This window comes from Variovorax sp. FG153 (assembly GCF_057809595.1).
Map to the genome: position 1 here is coordinate 1 of NZ_JBMDKG010000042.1, position 20531 is coordinate 20531.

At 70.7% G+C, this 20531-nt stretch carries 20 protein-coding genes; 8 read left to right on the forward strand and 12 right to left on the reverse strand.

Annotated features, from left to right (window positions below):
* The first annotated feature begins 131 nt into the window (after positions 1 to 131).
* Positions 132 to 2933, forward strand: a complete 2802-nt coding sequence (locus ACODT0_RS32205; RefSeq protein ID WP_489043141.1) for a hybrid sensor histidine kinase/response regulator — start codon at positions 132 to 134, stop codon at positions 2931 to 2933.
* Positions 2934 to 2945: 12 nt separating this feature from the next.
* On the opposite strand, the gene ACODT0_RS32210 is transcribed toward ACODT0_RS32205, so the two are convergent.
* Entirely contained in the window at positions 2946 to 3377 is a 432-nt protein-coding gene (locus tag ACODT0_RS32210) for an energy transducer TonB (protein ID WP_057598619.1), read from the reverse strand.
* 26 nt (positions 3378 to 3403) lie between these two features.
* Positions 3404 to 4207: an IclR family transcriptional regulator domain-containing protein gene (locus ACODT0_RS32215; protein WP_057593901.1), complete on the reverse strand. Its 804-nt coding sequence runs from the start codon at positions 4205 to 4207 to the stop codon at positions 3404 to 3406.
* Positions 4208 to 4288: 81 nt separating this feature from the next.
* On the opposite strand from ACODT0_RS32215, the gene ACODT0_RS32220 reads away from it, so the two are divergent.
* From ACODT0_RS32220 to ACODT0_RS32240, 5 genes are read left to right on the forward strand one after another with little or no spacing between them, the layout of a single operon-like run.
* Positions 4289 to 5275, forward strand: coding sequence for a Bug family tripartite tricarboxylate transporter substrate binding protein (locus ACODT0_RS32220; protein ID WP_489043142.1), 987 nt, complete (start codon positions 4289 to 4291; stop codon positions 5273 to 5275).
* Positions 5276 to 5282: 7 nt separating this feature from the next.
* Positions 5283 to 6536: an aromatic ring-hydroxylating dioxygenase subunit alpha gene (locus tag ACODT0_RS32225; protein ID WP_489043143.1), complete on the forward strand. Its 1254-nt coding sequence runs from the start codon at positions 5283 to 5285 to the stop codon at positions 6534 to 6536.
* A gap of 24 nt (positions 6537 to 6560) precedes the next feature.
* Positions 6561 to 7025 carry an aromatic-ring-hydroxylating dioxygenase subunit beta gene (locus ACODT0_RS32230; RefSeq protein ID WP_057593898.1) on the forward strand — a complete coding sequence of 155 codons (465 nt, stop codon included), beginning with the start codon at positions 6561 to 6563 and terminating at the stop codon, positions 7023 to 7025.
* Entirely contained in the window at positions 7022 to 7999 is a 978-nt protein-coding gene (locus tag ACODT0_RS32235) for a PdxA family dehydrogenase (protein ID WP_479668972.1), read from the forward strand. The genes ACODT0_RS32230 and ACODT0_RS32235 overlap by 4 nt, the downstream gene beginning before the upstream one ends.
* On the forward strand, positions 7996 to 9027 hold the full coding sequence (locus ACODT0_RS32240; RefSeq protein WP_296736841.1) for a 2Fe-2S iron-sulfur cluster-binding protein: 1032 nt from the start codon (positions 7996 to 7998) through the stop codon (positions 9025 to 9027). The genes ACODT0_RS32235 and ACODT0_RS32240 overlap by 4 nt, the downstream gene beginning before the upstream one ends.
* Before the next feature lie 10 nt (positions 9028 to 9037).
* Here the strand turns inward: ACODT0_RS32240 and ACODT0_RS32245 are convergent, their stop codons facing one another.
* The 6 genes from ACODT0_RS32245 to ACODT0_RS32270 are packed head-to-tail and all read right to left on the reverse strand — an operon-like array spanning position 9038 to position 14629.
* Positions 9038 to 11020: a hybrid sensor histidine kinase/response regulator gene (locus ACODT0_RS32245; RefSeq protein ID WP_057593895.1), complete on the reverse strand. Its 1983-nt coding sequence runs from the start codon at positions 11018 to 11020 to the stop codon at positions 9038 to 9040.
* Positions 11017 to 11979 (reverse strand): sensor histidine kinase, encoded by a 963-nt coding sequence (locus ACODT0_RS32250; protein WP_082321685.1) that lies wholly within the window; start codon positions 11977 to 11979, stop codon positions 11017 to 11019. The genes ACODT0_RS32245 and ACODT0_RS32250 overlap by 4 nt, the downstream gene beginning before the upstream one ends.
* Positions 11976 to 13013 (reverse strand): ATP-binding SpoIIE family protein phosphatase, encoded by a 1038-nt coding sequence (locus ACODT0_RS32255; protein WP_057593894.1) that lies wholly within the window; start codon positions 13011 to 13013, stop codon positions 11976 to 11978. The genes ACODT0_RS32250 and ACODT0_RS32255 overlap by 4 nt, the downstream gene beginning before the upstream one ends.
* A complete protein-coding gene (locus ACODT0_RS32260; RefSeq protein ID WP_057593893.1) occupies positions 13004 to 13408 on the reverse strand; it encodes an anti-sigma regulatory factor in 405 nt (134 codons plus the stop codon). Before ACODT0_RS32260 ends, ACODT0_RS32255 begins: the two co-directional genes overlap by 10 nt.
* On the reverse strand, positions 13398 to 13772 hold the full coding sequence (locus tag ACODT0_RS32265; protein ID WP_057593892.1) for an STAS domain-containing protein: 375 nt from the start codon (positions 13770 to 13772) through the stop codon (positions 13398 to 13400). The genes ACODT0_RS32260 and ACODT0_RS32265 overlap by 11 nt, the downstream gene beginning before the upstream one ends.
* A gap of 11 nt (positions 13773 to 13783) precedes the next feature.
* Positions 13784 to 14629: an STAS domain-containing protein gene (locus ACODT0_RS32270; protein ID WP_057593891.1), complete on the reverse strand. Its 846-nt coding sequence runs from the start codon at positions 14627 to 14629 to the stop codon at positions 13784 to 13786.
* 377 nt (positions 14630 to 15006) lie between these two features.
* On the opposite strand from ACODT0_RS32270, the gene ACODT0_RS32275 reads away from it, so the two are divergent.
* On the forward strand, positions 15007 to 15228 hold the full coding sequence (locus tag ACODT0_RS32275) for a hypothetical protein (protein WP_208513274.1): 222 nt from the start codon (positions 15007 to 15009) through the stop codon (positions 15226 to 15228).
* Positions 15229 to 15262: 34 nt separating this feature from the next.
* Here the strand turns inward: ACODT0_RS32275 and leuB are convergent, their stop codons facing one another.
* The 4 genes from leuB to ACODT0_RS32295 are packed head-to-tail and all read right to left on the reverse strand — an operon-like array spanning position 15263 to position 19466.
* Positions 15263 to 16336 (reverse strand): 3-isopropylmalate dehydrogenase, encoded by a 1074-nt coding sequence (leuB, locus tag ACODT0_RS32280; protein WP_489043144.1) that lies wholly within the window; start codon positions 16334 to 16336, stop codon positions 15263 to 15265.
* Between the two features lie 23 nt (positions 16337 to 16359).
* Complete coding sequence (gene leuD / locus ACODT0_RS32285; protein WP_261216875.1) at positions 16360 to 16977, reverse strand: 3-isopropylmalate dehydratase small subunit; 618 nt, start codon at positions 16975 to 16977, stop codon at positions 16360 to 16362.
* A 33-nt stretch (positions 16978 to 17010) separates the two neighbouring features.
* Entirely contained in the window at positions 17011 to 18435 is a 1425-nt protein-coding gene (gene leuC, locus ACODT0_RS32290; protein WP_057593887.1) for a 3-isopropylmalate dehydratase large subunit, read from the reverse strand.
* A gap of 44 nt (positions 18436 to 18479) precedes the next feature.
* Positions 18480 to 19466, reverse strand: a complete 987-nt coding sequence (locus ACODT0_RS32295) for a Bug family tripartite tricarboxylate transporter substrate binding protein (protein ID WP_057593886.1) — start codon at positions 19464 to 19466, stop codon at positions 18480 to 18482.
* A 99-nt stretch (positions 19467 to 19565) separates the two neighbouring features.
* Between ACODT0_RS32295 and gcvA the strand changes: the two genes are divergently transcribed.
* Positions 19566 to 20462: a transcriptional regulator GcvA gene (gene gcvA, locus ACODT0_RS32300; RefSeq protein ID WP_261216887.1), complete on the forward strand. Its 897-nt coding sequence runs from the start codon at positions 19566 to 19568 to the stop codon at positions 20460 to 20462.
* Positions 20463 to 20531: the final 69 nt, after the last annotated feature.

Sequence of the window (20531 nt, forward strand, 5' to 3'; positions counted from 1 at the left end):
CATCCATCCGATGGAGCCGCGCAGCGCGCGGGTCAGCGCGCGCTGGACCTTCTAGCTACCGAAAACCCGGGATGGCCGCGCGCGCCGGCTGAGCAACAATCGATGCTTTTGCGGTGGATCACCTCAGGCGAATGCGCGCTCCCTCCCTCTCGGTCCGGCTCCTGCTGGTGGCCTCGGCGGCCCTGCTGCCGCTCGCCGTCGTCTGCGGCTTCGCGCTCAACGGGCTGCTGCAGGCCCAGCGCGCGCAGACCCAGACCTCCACCATGGGCGTGGCGCGCGCGCTCGCCACCTCGGTCGACAGCGAGCTGCGGCTCACGATCTCCGCGCTGCAGGCGCTGGCGCTGGCCGAACCGCTGGGCGCCAACGAGGACAGCGGCCTGATCGACGCGCTCGTGCTCGCCAAGGCGCTGCGCGCCACCCATCCCGAATGGCGAGGCGTGCTGCTGATCGCGCCCTCGGGCAAGGTGGTCTTCAGCAGCGAGGGCTCGGTGGCCGGGCCCGACGGCGAGGTGGTCGAGGCCGCCAGCCTGGCCGAGGTGATCCGCACGCGCCAGCCCGGCATCGGCGTGCTGGCGCCGGGGCCGCGGGGCAACTTGGCCTTCGCGGTGCGGGTGCCGGTGGTGCGCGACGACACGGTGCGCTACGTGCTCACCGCCATCGTGCGCCCCGAGGCGATCGGTGCTGTGCTGGCGCGCCAGCGCGTGCCCGAGGGCTGGGCGGTCTCGGTCTTCGATTCGGCGCTGACGCGCGTGGCGCGCTCGCGCGATGACGAGCGCTTCCGCGGCCGGCCGCCCAGCGAAAGCCTGCGCGCGCTGCTGCAGACGATGAAGGACCGGCGCGAGTACGTCGGCACCACGCACAACGTCGACGGCACCGAGGTGCAGACGGCGGTGGCACGCATCGACGTCGCACCCTGGATCGTCGCGCTCGGCGCGCCCACCGCGGTGGCCGACGACGCACTGCGCCGCACCCTGCTCGCCTATGGCGGTGGCCTGCTGGTGTCGCTACTGCTCGGCGCGCTCGTGGCCTGGTGGATGTCGCGCTCGATCACGCGGCCGATGGCGCGCCTGCGCCGTAGCGCCGACGCGCTCGGGCACGGCCTGCCGGTCTCGACCCATGCCTCGGGCATCGCCGAGATCGACGCCGTCGCGCATGCGCTGGCCGATGCCGCCACGCAGCGCACCGAGCACGAAGCCGAGCGCGACAGCCTGCTGAACGCCGAGCGCGAGGCCCGCACCGTGGCGCAGGCGGCGCAGACCCAGCTCGAGCGGCTGGTGAGCGCGAGCGCGGTGCTGTCGCGCTCGCTCGAGGAAGAATCGACCCTGCAGGCCATCGCCGGCATCATCGTGCCGCACGTGGCCGACCTCTGCCGCATCGACCTGCTCGACGAGCACGACGTGCTCGAGCGCAAGCTCACCCACCATGCCGACCCCGCGCGCAGCGCCGAGATCGCGCGGTTCGTGGACAACAGCGCCGCGCCGACCACCGGCCCTGGCTCGTTCCCCTGGGCCATCGCCAGCGGCCAGACCTTCATCGGCAACCTCGACAGCCCCGGCGACTTCGAGCTGCTCGACCCGCAGCTGCGCGCCTTCGTCCAGATGCTGGGCATCACGGCCGGCTGCTTGGTGCCGCTGGTGGCGCGCGGGCGCACCATCGGCGCGATGGCGATCCTGCAGGACCGCTCGAAGCGGCGCTTCTCGCCCGCCGACGGCGCCCTGATCGGCGAGCTCGCGCAGCGCGCCGCGCTCGCGCTGGACAACGTGCGCCTGCTCGCGCGCGCCCGCAAGGCGCAGACCCAGGCCGAGGTGGCGAGCCAGGCCAAGGACGAATTCCTCGCCATGCTGGGCCACGAGCTGCGCAATCCGCTGGCGCCGATCTCGCTCGCGCTCACGCTGATCGAACGCAAGGACGAAAAAGCCTTCCCGCGCGAGCGCCAGATCATCGAGCGGCAGGTGCGCCATCTCTCGCGGCTGGTCGACGACCTGCTCGACATCTCGCGCATCGTGTCGGGCAAGATCGTGCTGCGGCCCGAGCCCGTCGACCTGCGCGACGTGGCCGCCAAGGCGATCGAGCTCACGCAGCCCGCGCTGCAGCCGCGCGCGCGCATGCCGCGCCTGAGCCTGCCCGATCAGCCGGTGCCGGTGCTCGGCGATCCGCTGCGGCTGGTGCAGATCGTGTGCAACCTGCTGAACAACGCCGCCAAGTTCACCCAGCCCACCGACGAGATCGTGCTGGACCTGCGCATGGCCGGTGGCCAGGCCGAGCTGTCGATCAGCGACGAGGGCATCGGCATCGCGCCCGAGTTGCTGCCGCATGTGTTCGACCGCTTCGTGCAGGGCGCGCAGCAGCTGCAGCGCGCGGCCGGCGGCCTGGGCCTGGGCCTGGCCATCGCGCAAAGCCTCGCGAAGCTGCATGGCGGGCTGATCGAGGCACAGAGCGCCGGCGAAGGACAGGGCAGCCGCTTCATCGTGCGCCTGCCGCTGGCCGGTGCCGCGGCCGCCGAGCCCGAGGCGCCCGCCGATGCGGCCGCCATCGGCGCGCCCACGTTGCGCCTGCTGCTGGTGGACGACAACTTCGATGCGCTCGACGTGCTGGCCGAGTGGTTCGCGCTCGAAGGGCACGATGTCCGCAAGGCTGGCAGCGCCGAGGAGGCGCTGCAGCTGCTCGAGGCCGGGCCGGTGGACGCGGGCATCTTCGACATCGGCCTGCCCGGCATGAGCGGACATGAGCTCGCGCGGCGCGTGCGCGAGCGCGAGCGCGAATCGGGCACGCGACGGATCGCGCTGCTCGCGCTGACCGGCTATGGCCAGGAATCGGATCGGCGCCAGGCGCTCGAGGCCGGTTTCGATGCGCACTTCTCGAAGCCGGCCGACCTCGACAAGCTGCGCGAGGCGCTGCGGCAGCTCACGGACGATGCGCCGGCGACCGCCTGAGGGCGGTGGGTCTCAATCCAGCTTCTGCTGCTGCGGCAGCGAGGTGATGAAGAAGCGGATCGGCACCTCGCGCCAGACCACGGTGCCGTCGTCGGGCGTGGGCTTGAACTGCCACTTCCACACCGTCTCGACCGCCGAGCGGTCCAGCCGCGGATAACCACTCGATTTCTGCACCTCGATCGCGGCCGGCTTGCCCGCCGGCATGGTGCGCACGCGCAGCATCACCATGCCCTGCTCGCCATTCGTGCGCGACTCGGCGGGATACGGCGCGTTGGGATTGGGCGGGTTGGGCTTCCATTCGCCGGGGTCGGCGGGCGGGTTCGAGGCGCAGGCGGCCAACAGGGCGAGGATCGCGCTCGCCACGAGTGTGCGGGCAAGAGAGGAGCGGAGGTTCATGAGGCTGTTGTCGTGGTTGTGGTCGCTGGCGACGGGGGCATTCTGCATCGCCCTCTCCTGCTGGCGGCTGCGCGTCATCCCGGATACAGGCGCGCGCTCAGGCTCGCACTGGCCTTCTGCAGTGCCGGCAGAAAAGCCTCGCGAAACTCGACCAAGGTCATGCGCTCGGTACGCACCGCAATGCTCATCGCCGCCACCACCTGCTGCGCGCGGTCGCGCACCGGCACGGCCATGGAGCGCACGCCGAGCTCGAGCTCGCCGTCGTTGCTGGCGTAGCCCTCGCGCCGGCAGCGCGCGACGATGGCCAGCACCTCGGCCGCGTCGGTGACGGTGCGCGGCGACAGCCGCGGGCGCGGCATGGCGCGGATGCGGCGCTCGGCCTCCTCGGGCGGCAGGCTCGCGAGCAGCACGCGGCCCAGCGCCGCGCAGTAGGCCGGCAGGCGCGAGCCGATGCCCAGGCCGGTGCTGAGGCTGCGCCGCGCAGTGGAGCGCGCGATGATGATCGCGTCGTCGTCCTGCAGCAGCGCGAGCGAAGCCGACTCGCGCGTGCGCTCCGACAACGCATCGAGCAGCGGCTGCGCCACCGACGGCTCGGGCCGTGAGGCGAGATAGGCATGCGCCACCAGCAGCGCCTTCGGCAGCAGCCAGAAGCGCTTGCCGTCGCTGTCGAGATAGCCGAGCGCGCGCAAGGTCAGCAGCGAGCGCCGCGCCGAGGCCGGTGTGCTCAGCGTGAGCCGCGCAACCTCCGACACGTTGAGCCGGCTGTGCTGGCGGCCGAAGCAGGTCAGCACGGCCAGCCCCTTCTCGAGCGAGGCGACGAAGTTCTTGTCGGGAGCGGGCTCTTCCTCGCTCGGGGCGTCGGTCCGGGTTTTGCGCATAGCGCAAATCTAGCTTGTTCGCGCACCGGCCCGCAAGGACACTGAAAACCCCTCGATGCACGAACAAGACGGAGACACACGATGTTCCACAGACTCGCCGCGCGCACGCTCGGCCTGGCGGCCCTGGCCGCGCTGATGCTGCCCGCGCTGCCGCCCGCCGCGCAGGCGCAGACCGCCAACGAGAAGGTCGCGCGCATGATCGTGCCCTTCCCCGCCGGCGGCACCGCCGACATCCTGCCGCGCGTGGTGGCCGACAAGCTGCGCGACCAGTTCCCCGGCGGCCTGGTGATCGAGAACCGCACGGGCGCCGGCGGCAACATCGGCGCCGACGTGGTCTACCGCGCCGAGCCCGACGGCAAGACCCTGCTGGCCTCGCCGCCCGCGCCGATCGCGATCAACCAGCACCTCTACAAGAAGCTGGGCTTCGACCCCACGCGCTGGGTGCCGGTGACGGTGCTCGCGACGGTTCCCAACGTGCTGGTGGTAAACCCGAAGCTGCCGGTGCACAACGTGGCCGAGTTCATCGCCTACCTCAAGGCCAACCCCGGCAAGGTGAGCTTCGCCTCGCAGGGCAACGGCACCACCTCGCACCTCACGGCCAGCCTGTTCATGCAGCTCACCGGCACCGAGATGACGCACGTGCCGTACAAGGGCACGGCGCCCGCGCTGGTGGACCTGATCGGCGGCCAGGTCGACGTGTTCTTCGACAACATCTCCTCCTCGCTGCAGTTCGCGCGCACCGGCAAGGTCCGCATCCTCGCGGTGGCCGACGAGCACCGCAGTCCCGCGCTGCCCGAGGCGCCGACCTTCGCCGAGCAGAAGCTGCCCGCGATGAACGCCGTGACCTGGTTCGCGGTGGTCGCGCCGCCGGGCACGCCGGCACCGGTCGTGGCCTCGACGCAGAAGGCCATCGCCACCGCCCTCGCGCTGCCCGACGTGAAGCAGAAGTTCGCCGAGCAGGGCGCCGAGCCGCGCGGCTGGGACAGTGCCCGCACCGGCCAGTTCATCCAGACCGAGTCCGCCAAGTGGCACAAGGTCATCCAGAGCGCCAACGTCACCCTCGAGTAAGCCCGCCATGTCCATCGCTTCATCCACCGCGTCCGCGCAACCGATCCACTGGTCCGGGCCCGGCCTCACGCGCATTCCCTTCGGCGTCTACAGCGACACGCAACTGGCCGCCGACGAACAGGCGCGCATCTTCCGCGGCCAGACCTGGAACTACCTGTGCCTCGAGGCCGAGCTGCCCGAGGGCGGCAGCTACCGCACCACCTTCGCGGGCGAGACGCCGGTGGTGGTGGTGCGCGACGACGACGACGAGATCTACGCCTTCGAGAACCGCTGCGCGCACCGCGGCGCGCTGATCGCGCTCGAGAAGTCGGGCCGCAGCGAGAACTTCCAGTGCGTCTACCACGCCTGGAGCTACAACCGCCAGGGCGACCTCACGGGCGTGGCCTTCGAGAAGGGCGTGAAGGGCCAGGGCGGCATGCCCGCGAGCTTCTGCAAGGAAGCGCACGGGCCGCGCAAGCTGCGCATCGCGCGCTTCTGCGGGCTGGTGTTCGGCAGCTTCTCGGAGGACGTGCCCTCGATCGAGGAATACCTCGGCGACGACATCTGCGCGCGCATCGAGCGCGTGCTGCACAAGCCGGTAGAGGTGGTCGGCCGCTTCACGCAGGCGCTGCCCAACAACTGGAAGCTCTACGTCGAGAACGTGAAGGACAGTTACCACGCGAGCCTATTGCATCTGTTCTTCACCACCTTCGAGCTCAACCGGCTGTCGCAGAAGGGCGGCGTGATCGTCGACGAGAGCGGCGGCCACCACGTGAGCTATTCGATGATCGACGCGGCCGCCGAAAAGGATGCCTCGTACAAGGAACAGGCGCTGCGCTCCGACAACGACCGCTATCGCCTCAAGGACCCGAGCGTGCTCGCGGGCTTCGCGGAGTACGACGACGGCGTGACCTTGCAGATCCTCTCGGTGTTCCCTGGCTTCGTGCTGCAGCAGATCCAGAACTGCCTCGCGGTGCGCCAGGTACTGCCCAAGGGCAGCGCGCGCACCGAGCTCAACTGGACCTACATCGGCTACGTCGACGACACGCCCGCGCAGCGCCGCGTGCGGCTCAAGCAGTCGAACCTGGTCGGCCCCGCGGGCTTCATCTCGATGGAGGACGGCGCGGTCGGCGGCTTCGTGCAGCGCGGCATCGCGGGCGCGGCCGACCACGAGGCCATCGTCGAGATGGGCGGCGACGGCGCCGTCTCGAGCGAGGGCCGCGCGACCGAGGCCTCGGTGCGCGGCTTCTGGAAGGCGTATCGCCAGCACATGGGCGCTTGAGCACCCGACGAGGAAAGTACACCCATGATCGACCTGCTGGCGCTGTGCGCCTTCAACGCGGCCTATGCCGATGCCATCGACAGCGATGCGCTCGAGCGCTGGCCCGACTTCTTCGCCGACGACTGCCACTACCGCATCACCCACGTCGAGAACGAGCGCGAGGGACTGCCCGCGGGCATCGTCTACGCCGACTCGCGCGCGATGCTCGAGGACCGCATCGCCGCGCTGCGCGAGGCCAACATCTACGAGCGGCAGCGCTACCGCCACCTGCTGGGCATGCCGCTGCTGCTCGAGGCCGAAGCCGATACTGCCCGCACGCGCACCCCCTTCATGGTGGCGCGCATCATGGCCACGGGACAGACCGAGATGTTCGCCACCGGCAGCTACGAAGACCGCTTCGTGCGCCGCGACGGCCGCCTGCTGCTGCAATCGCGCGTGGCCGTGTGCGACAGCACGGTGACCGACACCCTGCTCGCGCTGCCGCTGTGAACGCCGAGTCTTCTCTTCGAACGCCGCGCCGGCTCGCGCTCACGGCGGGCGATCCCAACGGCATCGGGCCCGAGATCGCGCTGAAGGCCCTGGCCGCGCTGCCGCGCGAAGACCGCGAACGCATCGTGTTGTACGGACCGGCAAACGTGTTCGAACGCACGGCGGCGCAGCTCGGCCTCGACGCGCTGCTGCGCGATGCGGCGCTGGTCGCCACCGGCGACCTCGAAGCGCAACCCGGACGTATCGACGCCGCAGCGGGCGCCTCCGCCGTCGCATCGGCCACGGCCGCGCTGCAGGCCTGCCGACGCGGCGAAGTCGATGCGGTGGTCGCCTGCCCGCACCACGAGACCGCGATCCATCGCGCCGGCATCGCCTTCAGCGGCTATCCCTCGCTGGTGGCGCGCGTGTGCGGCATGGCCGAGGAGCGCGTGTTCCTGCTGCTCGTGGGCGGCGGGCTGCGCATCGTGCATGCGACGCTGCACGAGAGCGTGCGCACCGCGCTCGACCGCATGACGCCCGCGCTGGTGGCCGAGGCGATCCGTGCCGGCGCGCGGGCCTGCGCGCTGCTGGGCGTGGACCGGCCTTCGATCGGCGTGTTCGGCATCAACCCGCATGCTTCCGAGGGCGGGCTGTTCGGGCCCGAGGATGCCGCGATCGTCGCGCCGGCGGTCGAGGCCGCGCGCGCCGAGGGCCTGCGCGTGGACGGCCCCGTCGGTGCCGACCTGCTGCTCGCGGAGCGCACGCACGATCTCTACGTGGCGATGTTCCACGACCAGGGCCACATCCCGGTCAAGCTGCTGGCGCCGCGCGCAGCGAGCGCCCTGAGCATCGGCGCCGATGCGCTGCTGTCGAGCGTCGGCCATGGCAGCGCGATGGACATCGCGGGCCGCGGCATCGCGAGCCCCGAGGCCGTGCTGCGCACCATCGCGCTGCTGTCGGGTCTGCCGAACGTGTCCGGCGAGGTGGTGCCATGAGCCACCGCATCGCTATCGCCGACAGCGACCTGGCCTTCGACGGCAACGAGGGCGAGACCGTGCTCGACGCCGCATTGCGCGCCGGCATCGAGCTGCCCCACTCGTGCCGCAAGGGCGTGTGCGGCAACTGCGCGGGCACGGTCGCGCAAGGCGAGGTCGCACCCACGGGCCGCGGCGCGATGGTCAACGAGACCTGCTTGCCGGGCCAGGTGCTGTTGTGCATGTGCACGGCCGCGAGCCCCGCGCTCGAGATCCGGCCGGTGTCGTGGCGGCGCATTGATCCGGCGGCACGCAAGCGCTTCGCTGCCAAGGTGTTTCGCCACCAGCTCGTCGCACCCGACGTCTCGCTGCTGCAGCTTCGGCTGCCCGCGGGCCAGCGCGCGCGCTTCCAGGCCGGCCAGTACCTGCAGCTCAAGCTCGACGACGGCAGCACGCGCTGCTATTCGATGGCCAATCCGCCCCACGAGAGCGACACGCTGACGCTGCATGTGCGCCATGTGCCCGGCGGCGCGTTCAGCGCGCGCGTGCCGCGGCTCGAAAGCGGCGAGCTGCTCGAGGTGGAACTGCCCTTCGGCGCCTTCTCGCTGGCCGGTGAAGCCGACGACACCGCGCCGCTGGTCTTCGTGGTCGGCGGCACGGGTTTCGCGCCGGTCAAGTCCATCCTCGACGACCTGATGAAGCGCCGCGCCGATCGGCCGATCACGCTGCTGTGGGGCGCGCGCCGCGCACAGGACATCTACCTGCCCGCGGCGATCGCGCGCTGGCAGCGGCAGTGGCCGTCGCTGCGCTTCGTCGCGGCCCTGAGCGACGAGGACGCGACAGTGGACGAAAGCCTGCGCGCCGAGTACATCCGCGGCCGGGCCGACGAGGCGCTGGCACGGGCCTCCCCCGACCTGCGCGGGCACGCGCTGTACTGCTGCGGCTCGCCAGCGATGGTGGCGGCGGTGCGCGAGGCCGCGCTCGCGCGCTGCGGCCTCGACGCCACCGACTTCCATTCCGACGTGTTCGTGGAGGGCCCGGCCGCCTAGGCGCTTGCGCTCAGCCGTGGCGCTGGTTGATCAGCGCGATCAGCGCATGCGGCTGCAGCGGCTTGCCCAGGTGCGCGTCGAAGCCGGCCTCGGTCGCCTTGCTGTGGTCCTGCGGCCGGGTGAAGGCCGTGTGGGCGATCGCGAAGATCCGCGGCTTGCCGCGCGCGACCTCGAGCTGGCGCAGCTCGCGGATCAGGTCGTAGCCATCGCGCCCCGGCAGGCCGATGTCGCTCACCAGCACGTCGGGCCACTTCTGGTCGAGCAGCTGCAACGCGCCGTCGAAGTCGGGCGCGATGCGCACCAGCGCGCCCGCGTCGGACAGCACCACGGCGAGGATCTCGCTGGCATCCACGTTGTCCTCGACCACCAGCACCTCGAGCCCCGCGAGCAGATGGTCGGAAAGCGAATCGCCAGCGGCCTGGCGCGCATCGAGCAGGATGATCCCGCCGTCGCCGTCGGGCACCACGCCGAGCGACACGCGCAGGGTCGCTCCCTTGCCCTCGCCTTCGCTGTGCGCCGAGACCTGCCCGCCATGCAGTTCGGCGAGGTTCTTCACGATCGACAGCCCGAGGCCGAGGCCGCCATGGAAACGGTTGTCGGGCGAATCGCTCTGCGAGAAGCGGTCGAACAGGTGCGGCACGAAATCGCTCGCGATACCGCGGCCGAAGTCCTGCACCGACAGGTGCAGCCGGTCGCCGCTGCGCACCAGGTCGACCACGATGCGCCCGCCCTCGTCGGAGAACTTGATGGCATTCGACAGCAGGTTCCACACGATCTGCTGGAAGCGCGTGCCGTCGAGCCAGGCCGCCTGCTCGGCGCCTTCCTGGTTGAAGCGGATCGCCAGTTTCTTCGCGGCCGCGGCGGCGTTCGAGGCCTCGATCGAGGCGGTCACCAGCGCGGCCGGGTCCACCCATTCGCGGTGCAGCCGCAGCTTGCCCGAGCTGATGCGCGAGACGTCGAGGATGTCGGAGATCAGGCGCGCCTGCGCCTTCACGCTGCGGTCGATGGCGTTGAGGCCCTTCTCCATCTGCTCGGGCGCGCGGTTGCCGACCTTCAGCAGGTGCACCCAGCCACCGATGGCATTGAGCGGGTTGCGCAGCTCGTGCGAGAGCACGGCCACGAAGTCGTCCTTGGTGCGACTCAGGCGCTCGGCCGAGGCGCGCGCCGCCTGTTCGCGCTCGAGCACCTCGCTGCGGCGCGCCTCGAGTTCGAAGCGCTCGGAGACGTCGAGCGCGATGCCCACGCGCAGGCCGGGTTCGATCGGCGTCGACAGGGTCCATTCGAGGCGGACCCATGTGCCGTCCTGCCGCAACAGCGGGAACTCGCCGGTCCAGGTCGCCGCCGGCTGCAGCGGGTCGCCGCTCTCCGTGGTGTGTTGGTGCACGAACTCGGTCCAGTCCGGCGGGGCGAAGGCGCTGACCGCCTGGCCGACCAGCATCTCGCGAGCGCGGCCGAGCATGCCGACCATCGCGGGATTGACGTCGGCGATGCGCCCCCGCGCATCGACCAGCGCGATGCCCAGCGGCGCCTGGTCGTAGATGGCGCGAAAGCGCGCCTCGCTCGCGCGCTGCCGCTCCTCGGCCATGCGCGCGCGGATCAGCGCCTGCAGCGTGGCGATCAGCACCGGCGGCTCGACCGGGTGCACCAGGTAGGCGTCGGCGCCCGCGTTGAGTCCGGCCACCTTGTGCTCGTTGCGCACGAAGGTCGCCGACAGGTGCACCACCGGCAGGGTCGAGGTCTCGGGGCGCAACCGCAGCTGCTGGCAGACCTCGAAACCACTGAAATCGGGCAGGTGCACGTCGAGCACGACGGCCGAGATGTTCTTCGGCGCCAGCCGCACGGCCTCGCCGCCGGTGCCCGCTTCCTGGGTCTGGAAGCCGGCCGCGCGCACCACGCGCGCGGTGGCGTAGCGGGTGGTGGGGTTGTCGTCGACCACCAGCACCGTGTGCTGCGAGCGGTCGATGGTGATGTTGATGACGGGGTCGATGTTCATGCCTGCCCCGCGTGCTGTTCGTTCGCGGCGCCGCCCGCCCCGTTCCAGCCCCAGTCGCGCTCCCCGTCCTGCGCCTCGGCGCCAGACTGGCGCCGCAGTTGCACCGGCAGCGTAACCGAGAAGGTCGAGCCCTTGCCGAGTTCGCTCTCGAGTTCGACATGGCCACCAAGCAGCGTGGCGAGCTGCTTGCTCAGCGACAGGCCCAGGCCGGTGCCGCGCAGCCGCTTCTGCACCGGCGAGTCGACCTGCGAGTAGTCGTCGAACACGGCCGCATGGTGCTCGGGCGCGATGCCGATGCCGGTGTCGGCCACCGAGAAGCGCACGCGATCCTCGCCCACGCGCATCGCGGTCACGCGCACCTCACCCTCGGGCGTGAACTTGAGCGCGTTCGAGATGAAGTTGCGCAGGATCTGCGACAGCTTGCGGTCGTCGGTGTAGAGCTTGGGCAGGCCCTCGGGCTCCTCGAAGATCAACGCGGTGGCCGGGTTGCCGAGCACCGGGCGGAACATGCCGCGCAGCGCCGAGAACAGGTCGACCATCTCAAACCAGGCCGGCGAGATCTCCACGCGGCCGGCCTCGATCTTGGCCAGGTCGAGCAGGTCGTCGACCATCTCGGCGAGTTCCGAGGCCATGGTCTCGACGAAACCGACCTGCTTCTCCTGCTCGGGCGTGAGCGGGCCGTCCATGCGGTCGTTGAGGATGCGCGTAATGCTGCGGATCGCATTGATCGGCGTGCGGAACTCGTGGCTCATGTAGGCGAGGAAGCGGCTCTTGAGTTCGGTCGCCTTCTTGAGCTGCTCGGCCTGCGCATCGAGCTCGGCATAGAGCGCCACCACGCCGCGGTTGGTTTCCTCGAGTTCGGCGCGCAGCTCGTCGCTCTCCTGGCGGCTCTCGGCCAGCTGGCGCGCTAGCGCCGAGGCCTCGGTGTCGTGCGCGGTGTCGAGTTCGCTGCTGCTCATCGCCATTCCTTTCGCCGCAGAACCACGACCGTCGCATCGTCGCGGTGACGCGTATGGTCGCGCAAAAGCACGGCCGCCACCAGCGTGGGGTCCTTTTGCAGCAATGGCCGGATGCGGTCGGCCTGCCAGCGCGTCTCGATGCCGTCGCTGTGCAGCACCACCAGCGCATGCGGCGGAAGTTCCATGGTGGCGGCCTCGGGCTTGCGGATCTGCATGCCGGCGGTGCCGTGCTGGGTCAGGATGCCCTTGTCGAAGATGCCCGAGAGCACGCGCCCGACGATATTGCCGGCGCCCGACCAGGCGATGGACTCGCCCTCGGTATCGAGCTTCAGCACGCACACGGCCGCGCCGCGCGTGGTCTGCAGGCGCTGGTGCAGTTGCTGCACCGCGTCGCGGACCTCGCGCCCGGGCGCCTCGGCGAAAGCCTCGGTCGCGGCCTGCGCGGCCTTGGCCGCCTCGGGCCCGTGGCCCAGCCCGTCGACGAGCAGTAGGTTGAAGTGGTCACCCTCGGGCGACACCGAAGCCGCCCACGCGTCGCCGCTGACGGATTCGTAGGGCGCCGGAAGGCACAGCGCACCGATCTGCACCCGCTGCGCGCCCGGTACCTCGGCCGCGCCGCGGCCGCGCGCCTCGCGCACGCGCGCCACGCAGACCGTGCCCTCGGGCACCGACGAATGGATGTCGAACTCGTCGGCCAGCCGCCGCACCGCACCCAGGCCGGTGCCGGGCGTGCTGCCCGAGGAATGGCCGTCCTGCATCGACAGCGCGAGGTTCTCGATGCCCGGTCCCTCGTCGATCGAGACGATCTCGAGCTCGTGCATCTGCGGCCGCGAAGCGATCAGCAGCCGGCCCTTGCGCGCATGCCGCAGCAGGTTGGTGCCGAGCTCGGTGATCACCAGCGCGACCCGGCCCGCGTCGACTTCGTTCCAGGCCATCTCGGCCACGGCCAGTGCCGCATGGCGCCGGGCCTCGCCGATGCGGCTGGCATCGTCGATCGGAAACGCTCGATGGGTCCAGCCCGCGATCACTTCCACTTGGTGATGCTCACGCGCGTGCCGGCACCGGGTGCCGACTGGATCTCGAAGTCGTTCACCAGCCGCTTGCTGCCCGGCAGGCCCAGGCCCATGCCGCTGCCGCTGGTCCAGCCGTCGGTCAGCGCCAAGGCGATGTCCTCGATGCCGCGGCCTTCGTCCTCGAAGTGCAGCTGCAGCCCGCGCCGGCCGTTGCGCTCGACGAACTCCCAGCGCATGCGCCCGCCGCCGCCGTGGATCAGCGCGTTGCGCGACAACTCGCTGGCGGCCGTGATCATCTTGGTCTGGTCGACCAGCGACAGCTTGAGCTCCTGGCACAGCGTGCGCACCATCTGGCGGCTGGCCACGATGTTCTGCTCCGAGAGCAGCGGCAGCGTGCCCGTGGGGTCAGCGGCCAAGGGTGTTCTCCAGGCGCGCGCGGCGCAGCATTTCCATGCCGCGCTCGACATTGAGCGCCGTCTTCACGCCCTCAAGCGAGAGCCCGAGCTCGACCAGGGTGATCGCCACCGCCGGCTGCATGCCCACCACCACCGTGGTGGCCGAGAGGATGCGGGCGATGCCCGAGATGCTGGTCAGCATGCGGCCGACGAAGGAGTCGACGATCTCGAGCGCCGAGATGTCGATCATCACGCCCGAGGCGCCGGTCTTGGCGATCTGGCCGGCCAGGTCGTCCTGCAGCTGCAACGCGGTCTGGTCCTGCATGTCGACCTGGATCGTCACCAGAAGGATGTCGCCCATGCGCAGGATGGGAATGCGGTCCATGGCGGCTCCGCTCAGGCCATGCGCTCGATGCGCCAGCCGGTCTGCCTCAGGGCCAGCGCGAGCGCATCGGCCAGCGTGGCCTTGGTCTGCACGCCCTGCAGGTCGATGCCCAGGTGCACGATGGTCTGGGCGATCTGCGGCCGGATGCCACTGATGATGCAGTCGGCGCCCATCAGGCGGATCGCGGTCACGGTCTTGAGCAGATGCTGGGCGACCAGGGTGTCGACCGTGGGCACGCCCGTGATGTCGATGATCGCGATGCCGGAGCCGGTCTCGACGATGCGCTGCAGCAGCGCCTCCATCACCATCTGCGTGCGGCCGCTGTCGAGCACGCCGATCATCGGCACGGCCAGCACGCCTTCCCACAGCTTCACGACCGGGGTCGAGAGTTCGAGCAGTTCCTCCTGCTGGCGGCGGATGATGTCCTCGCGAGCCTGCTGGAAAGTGGTCACCGTGTGCTGCGCGAGCTTGTCGACCGAGGCCGACAGGGTCCACAGCGCGCTGGCCAGCGCGGCGGGATCCTTCGCCAGCCGGCGCTGCAGCGCATCGAACAGCGGCTTCTTGAGCGCCAGCACGAACAGGCTGGTGTCGCCGGCCGACTCGCCCTTGGCCGCGCGCGTACGCGAGAGGTTGGCCAGCGTGTCGCGCAGCGGTGCCCATTCGGCCGCCTCGAAGCGCGCGGCGTCGCCGCCCGCGGCCAGAACGCCGTCGAGCTGGCGCAGCAGCTCGCCGCCCTCGGCCTTGGCGGAGCGACGCGCCCCCGGTTCGCTCACGCGGGCTTCGTCCAGCCAGCCCTCGAGGACGTCGTTCTCTTCCTCGCGCAGCGTCGCGCGCAACGCTTCATGGTCGTTCTTCATGGATTTCCTCTCGGTATTTGCACGGTTCGCGGTCCCACCACCGACCGCCCGTGCATTCGATCATGCACGCGGCGGCTCCCTTCCCTAATTTGAGTATTTGGTTCGCGTCGGGGATCGTAGCCGTCGGCGGACCGCGCCGACGAAGCTGCATCAGTCAAGCGATGCCGCATCCTCGTGTAGGTCGTATCCCACATATAGGATGGGTGAGGCGATCTTCGACTGGGCCCGGTTTCGCGCCGGCGCGCAATGTCTTTTGACATAGCGGCGGGCTTCTTGTTGCCACGGTGTGGGATCCAGGCCGCGCTGCGTATCCATTCGTACGCCGACGTACTGCTTGCGCCTACATGAGCGACGCCCGGGCACGAGACAATCGCGCCATGGTGGAGATCAGCAACATGGACATGGATGCACTGGCCGCAGAAGCTGCGGAATGGCGCCGTCGCGCCCTGCGCGGCGACGCGCGCGCACGCGGCATGGCGCATGAACTCGAGCGCACGTTGCGCCGTCACCTGCCCTCGATGCCGGTGGCGGGCCTGGAGCTCGACACCCGCCCGCTCGAACTCCGCAAGCCGCCACCGCGCTGGTGGAAGCTCTGGTAGGCAGGGCGCGCGCCCTGCCGTCCATCGGGCTCCTTCAGTTCTTTCCCAGGGCCGCGACCACCGCGTCGCCCATTTCCTCGGTGCCCACGCGCGTGCTGCCAGCCTGGTAGATGTCGCCGGTGCGCAGGCCATCGGCCAGCACGCGGCGCACCGCCTGCTCCACGCGATCGGCGTTCGCCGCCTGGCCGAACGAGAAGCGCAGCATCATCGCCATCGACAGGATCGCGGCCAGCGGGTTCGCGAGGTTGCGCCCGGCGATGTCGGGCGCGGTGCCGTGCACCGGCTCGTACAGGCCGAAGCTGCCGGCCGCCATCGAGGCCGAGGGCAGCATGCCGATCGAGCCCGTGAGCATCGCGGCCGCGTCGGACAGGATGTCGCCGAAGATGTTGCCGGTGACGATCACGTCGAACTGCCTGGGCGCGCGCATCAGCTGCATGGCCGTCGCGTCGACGAACAGGTGCGTGAGCTCCACGTCGGGATACTCGGCGCCCACGCGCGTGACCACCTCGCGCCACAACTGCATCACCTCGAGCACGTTGGCCTTGTCGACCGAGCACAGCCGGCCCTTGCGCGCGCGCGCCGTGCGGAAGGCCACGTGCGCGATGCGCTCGACCTCGGGCTCGGAATAGCGCATGGTGTTGAAGGCCTCGCGCTCGCCCGCGGCATTGACGCCGCTGCCGCGCGGCTCGCCGAAGTACACGTCGCCCGTGAGCTCGCGCAGGATCAGGATATCGAGCCCCTCGACCACCTCGGGCTTGAGCGTGGAGGCGCCGATCAGTTCGGGGAACAGGAAGGCCGGCCTGAAGTTCGCGAACAGGCCCAGTTCCTTGCGCAGGCGCAGCAGGCTCGCGCCGGGCCGCATCATGAACGGGATGGCCTCGTCGCCGGGCATGCCGGCCGAGCCGAACAGGATGGCGTCGGCCTTGCGCGCGATCTCGCTGGTGGCCGCGGGCAGCGGGTCGCCCGCGCTGTCGATGCCGGCCTGGCCAATGGCGGCATGCGCGAGTTCCAGCGGCTGGCCCGTGCCCACCACGGCCTTCAGCACCTTCAATGCCTGGGCGGTCACCTCGGGGCCAATGCCGTCGCCCGGCATCACTGCGATCTTCATGTCTGGGAACCTTTTCTAGCTGTTCAGAGGGAGGAATGGGACAGCGCGGCCTCGGCGGCGCGGCGCCGCTCGAAGTCCTCGATGCGCGCGCGCTGGGTCAGCGTGTAGTCGATCTCGTCGAGGCCCTCGAGCAGGCAATGCCGCGCGAAGGGATCGACGGCGAAGGACTCGACCTCTCCACCGGGCCGCGTGACGGTCTGCGCGCGCAGGTCCACGCGCAGGCGCGCGCCGGGCGCTGCGGCGAGTTCGGCCAGCATCGACTGCACCGTGTCTTCGGGCAGGCGCACGGGCAACAGGCCGTTCTTGAGCGCGTTCGAGAAGAAGATGTCGCCGAAGCTCGGCGCGATCACGGTGCGAAAGCCGCCGTCGTGCAACGCCCACACCGCATGCTCGCGCGAGGAACCGCAGCCGAAGTTGCGGCCCGCGACCAGGATGCGCGCCCGCGCGTACACCGGATCGTTGAGCACGAAGTCGCCGCGGCGCGCGCCCGCGGCATCGTGGCGCACGTCGTGGAACAGGTAGTCGCCGAAGTCGTCCGAGCGCGGCTTCTGCAGGTAGAGCGCGGGCACGATCTGGTCGGTGTCGACATTGATGCGCGCGAGCGGCGCGGCGACCGCGTCGAGGGAGGTGAAGGCTTCCATGGGTTCGGGGCGTGGGTTCGTGGCAGCGGCGCTTCAGCGCGCCGGCGGGATCGCGCGCACGTCGGTCAGCCGGCCGGTGATGGCGGCGGCCGCGGCCATCGCCGGGCTCATCAGGTGGGTGCGCGAGCCCGGCCCCTGGCGGCCGACGAAGTTGCGGTTCGAGGTCGAGGCGCAGCGCTGGCCCGCGGCCACCTGGTCGCCATTGGTGCCCAGGCACATCGAGCAACCGGCATGGCGCCATTGCAGGCCGGCGTCGCGGAACACCGCGTCGAGCCCCTCGGCCTCGGCCTGCTGCTTGACGAGCCCCGAACCGGGCACGACCCAGGCTTCGACGCCTTCGGCCACGCGCCGGCCGCGCACCACCTCGGCGGCGCTGCGCATGTCCTCGATGCGGCCGTTGGTGCACGAGCCGATGAAGACCCGGTCGACCGCGAGATCGGTCAGCGCCTGGCCCGGTGCCAAGCCCATGTAGGCGAGCGTGCGCTGCATCGCCTCGCGCCGTTCGGCGCTGGCCGCCTGCGCGGGATCGGGCACGCGGCCGGTGATCGGCAACGCGTCCTCGGGGCTGTTGCCCCAGGTGACCATGGGGGCGATGTCGGCCGCCGACAGGCGCACCTCGCTGTCGAAGGCCGCGCCCTCGTCGCTCGGCAGCCGGCGCCAGGCGGCCAATGCCGCGTCCCAGGCAGCACCGCGCGGCGCCTCGGGACGGCCGGCCAGCCATTCGAAGGTGGTGTCGTCGGGCGCGACCATGCCCGCGCGCGCGCCGGCCTCGATCGACATGTTGCACACCGTCATGCGGCCCGCCATCGAGAGCGCGCGGATCGCCTCGCCCGCGTACTCGATCACGTGGCCGGTACCGCCGGCGGCGCCGATGCGCGCGATCACGGCCAGGATGACGTCCTTGGCCGACATGCCTTCGCCGAGCCGGCCGTCGATGCTCACGCGCAGCGTGCGCGGCCTGCGCTGCCACAGCGTCTGCGTGGCCAACACGTGCGCCACTTCCGAGGCGCCGATGCCGAAGGCCAGCGCGCCGAGCGCCCCGTGCGTGGCCGTGTGGCTGTCGCCGCAGACGATCACGCTGCCCGGCAGGCTCAGGCCTTGCTCCGGGCCGACCACGTGCACGATGCCCTGGCGGATGTCTTCGAGGCCGAAGAAGCGGATGCCCGCGGCCGCGCTGTCGTCGTGCAGCGCCTGCGCCATCGCGCGCTTCTCGGCATCGGCGATGTCGGCCAGCACGCGCGAGCCGGTGGGCACGTAGTGGTCGGGCGTGGCGAAGGCGCGCTCGGGCCGGCGCACCGGCAGCTGCCGCTGGCGCAGCATCTCGAAGGCCGGCGCGGAGCCGTCCTGCACCAGGTGGCGGTCGACGTACAGCAGGCTCTGGCCGTCGTCGCGCTGCATCACGACATGCGGCTCCCAGATCTTGTCGAACAGGGTGCGGGGAGCGGAGGAAGCGGACATGGGATCGTCGGAAGGGTGGGAAGAAGAGAGGACAGGGCCAGGGTTCAATCGAGCTTCACGCCCGAGATGCGCACGATCTCGGCATACCGCCTGGTCTCGCTGGCCATGAAGCGGCCGTACTCCTCGGGCGTGCCGCCGCCGACCTCGGCGCCGAAGGCCAGCATGCGCTTCTGGAACTCGGGCGACTTGAGCACCGCGTTGGCCTCGGCATTGAGCTTGGCGATGATGGCCTTGGGCGTGCCGGCCGGCGCCGACAGGCCATACCACGAGGAGGCATAGACGCCGGGCAGCCCCACCTCGTCGAAGGTGGGCACGTCGGGCAGCGCGGGGTTGCGCTTCTTCGAGGCCACCGCGAGCGCGCGCATCTTGCCGCTGGCGACGAAGGGCAGGCAGGTGGTGGTGTCGAGCATCAGCGAGACATGGCCCGCCGCGAGGTCGGCCTCGGCCGGCGCCGTGCCCTTGTAGGGCACGTGCACGATGTCGATCTTGGCCGCGCTGGCGAACTGCACCGCCGCCAGGTGCTGCGAGGAACCGATGCCGCCCGAGGCGTAGTTGAGCTTGCCGGGATTGGCGCGCGCGGCGTCGATCACGTCCTTGGCGGTCTTGAACGGCGAGTCGCCGGGCACCACCAGGATGTTCGGCACCGCCGACACGTAGATCACCGGTTCGAAGTCCTTGACCGGATCGAAACCGAGCTTGCTGTAGAGGCTGGCATTGACCGCGTTCGGGCTGATCGAGGACATCAGCAGGTTGTAGCCATCGGGTTTCTGCCGCGCCGCGAGCTCGGTGCCGATGTTGCCGCCGGCGCCCGCGCGGTTGTCGATCACGAAGGGATGGCCGAGCCGGTGGCCGAGCATGTCGGACACGATGCGTGCCGTGGTGTCGACGCCGCCGCCCGCGGGCCAGGGCACCATGAGCTTGATCGGCTGGCTGGGGTAGTTGGCGGCCGCGTCCTGGGCCGGCGCCAGCGTGGGGCCGAAACCCGCGAACAGCACCGCGGCCATCGTGCAGGCATGCAGTTTCTTCATCATTGCGCGTCTCCTGTCTTGTAGTGGCCGCATCCTAGGCCCGCAGAGGAAGGCGCCGCAATCACAATTAACGCATGCAGGCATGAGCTAAAGTCAGACCCCATGACACGCCGCCTGCCACCGCTCAATGCCTTGCGCGCCTTCGAGGCCGCCGCGCGCTGCGGCAACTTCACGCGCGCCGCGCACGAGCTCTGCGTGACCCAGGGCGCGGTGAGCCGGCACATCGCCACGCTGGAGGACTGGCTCAAGGTGCAGCTGTTCGAGCGCGGGCGCCACGGCATCCGGCTCACGCCCGCGGGCCAGAGCTACCACGCGAGCATGCGGGTGGCCTTCGACCAGATCGAGCTCGGCACGCGGCAGCTTCAGCAGAGCCCCGACGAATGGCTGCTGCGCATCAAGCTGCCGCCCACCTTCGCGATCCGCTGGCTGATTCCGCGGCTGGCGCGCTTCCACGCCAGGCATCCGCGCATCGACGTGCAGATCACCACCTCGCACAAGCCCACCGACTTCGAGCGCGACGACGTGGACGTGAGCATCCACTCCGAGCCCAGCCCGCCCGAGGGGCCGGGCTACCGGCTGCTGTTTCGCGAGACGCTGCTGCCGGTGTGCGCGCCGGCTCTGCTGCAGCGCGATCCGCCGCTGGCGCAACCGGCCGACCTCGCGCAGCACGCGCTGCTGAGTTCGCTGAACCGGCCGCAGGACTGGCCGGCCTGGCTCGAGGCCGCGGGCCTGAGCGGCGTCGATACCCACCGCGGCCTCAAGTTCGAGAACGCCGCAATGGCCTACCAGGCGGCGGCCGAGGGGCTGGGCGTGATGATGGGTCTGCTGGCCTTCGTGCGCGACGACCTCGCGAGCGGCCGGCTGGTGGCGCCGCTCGCGCTGCGGCTGCCGACCGAGGGCGGCTACTTCATGGCCTGGCGCGCCGACCGGCCGGTGCCGCAGCGGGTGCGCGACTTCGAGCACTGGATGGCCGAGGAAGTGGCGGCCGCCGAAGGCTGAAACAAGGGTTCCGACCGGGCCGCGGGCTTTCCCCGATGCGCCGCGGCGGCCATGCGGCCAAAAATGACT

Bases quoted from the DNA above. Each gene is read 5' to 3' on its own strand.
- ACODT0_RS32205 (WP_489043141.1), top strand. From the start codon at position 132: ATGCGCGCTCCCTCCCTCTCGGTCCGGCTCCTGCTGGTGGCCTCGGCG.
- leuD (WP_261216875.1), bottom strand. From the start codon at position 16,977: ATGGAAGCCTTCACCTCCCTCGACGCGGTCGCCGCGCCGCTCGCGCGC.
- ACODT0_RS32220 (WP_489043142.1), top strand. From the start codon at position 4,289: ATGTTCCACAGACTCGCCGCGCGCACGCTCGGCCTGGCGGCCCTGGCC.
- ACODT0_RS32245 (WP_057593895.1), bottom strand. From the start codon at position 11,020: ATGAACATCGACCCCGTCATCAACATCACCATCGACCGCTCGCAGCAC.
- ACODT0_RS32240 (WP_296736841.1), top strand. From the start codon at position 7,996: ATGAGCCACCGCATCGCTATCGCCGACAGCGACCTGGCCTTCGACGGC.
- ACODT0_RS32295 (WP_057593886.1), bottom strand. From the start codon at position 19,466: ATGATGAAGAAACTGCATGCCTGCACGATGGCCGCGGTGCTGTTCGCG.
- ACODT0_RS32230 (WP_057593898.1), top strand. From the start codon at position 6,561: ATGATCGACCTGCTGGCGCTGTGCGCCTTCAACGCGGCCTATGCCGAT.
- gcvA (WP_261216887.1), top strand. From the start codon at position 19,566: ATGACACGCCGCCTGCCACCGCTCAATGCCTTGCGCGCCTTCGAGGCC.
- leuB (WP_489043144.1), bottom strand. From the start codon at position 16,336: ATGAAGATCGCAGTGATGCCGGGCGACGGCATTGGCCCCGAGGTGACC.
- ACODT0_RS32210 (WP_057598619.1), bottom strand. From the start codon at position 3,377: ATGCAGAATGCCCCCGTCGCCAGCGACCACAACCACGACAACAGCCTC.
- ACODT0_RS32275 (WP_208513274.1), top strand. From the start codon at position 15,007: ATGGTGGAGATCAGCAACATGGACATGGATGCACTGGCCGCAGAAGCT.
- ACODT0_RS32225 (WP_489043143.1), top strand. From the start codon at position 5,283: ATGTCCATCGCTTCATCCACCGCGTCCGCGCAACCGATCCACTGGTCC.
- ACODT0_RS32265 (WP_057593892.1), bottom strand. From the start codon at position 13,772: ATGGACCGCATTCCCATCCTGCGCATGGGCGACATCCTTCTGGTGACG.
- ACODT0_RS32250 (WP_082321685.1), bottom strand. From the start codon at position 11,979: ATGAGCAGCAGCGAACTCGACACCGCGCACGACACCGAGGCCTCGGCG.
- leuC (WP_057593887.1), bottom strand. From the start codon at position 18,435: ATGTCCGCTTCCTCCGCTCCCCGCACCCTGTTCGACAAGATCTGGGAG.
- ACODT0_RS32215 (WP_057593901.1), bottom strand. From the start codon at position 4,207: ATGCGCAAAACCCGGACCGACGCCCCGAGCGAGGAAGAGCCCGCTCCC.
- ACODT0_RS32270 (WP_057593891.1), bottom strand. From the start codon at position 14,629: ATGAAGAACGACCATGAAGCGTTGCGCGCGACGCTGCGCGAGGAAGAG.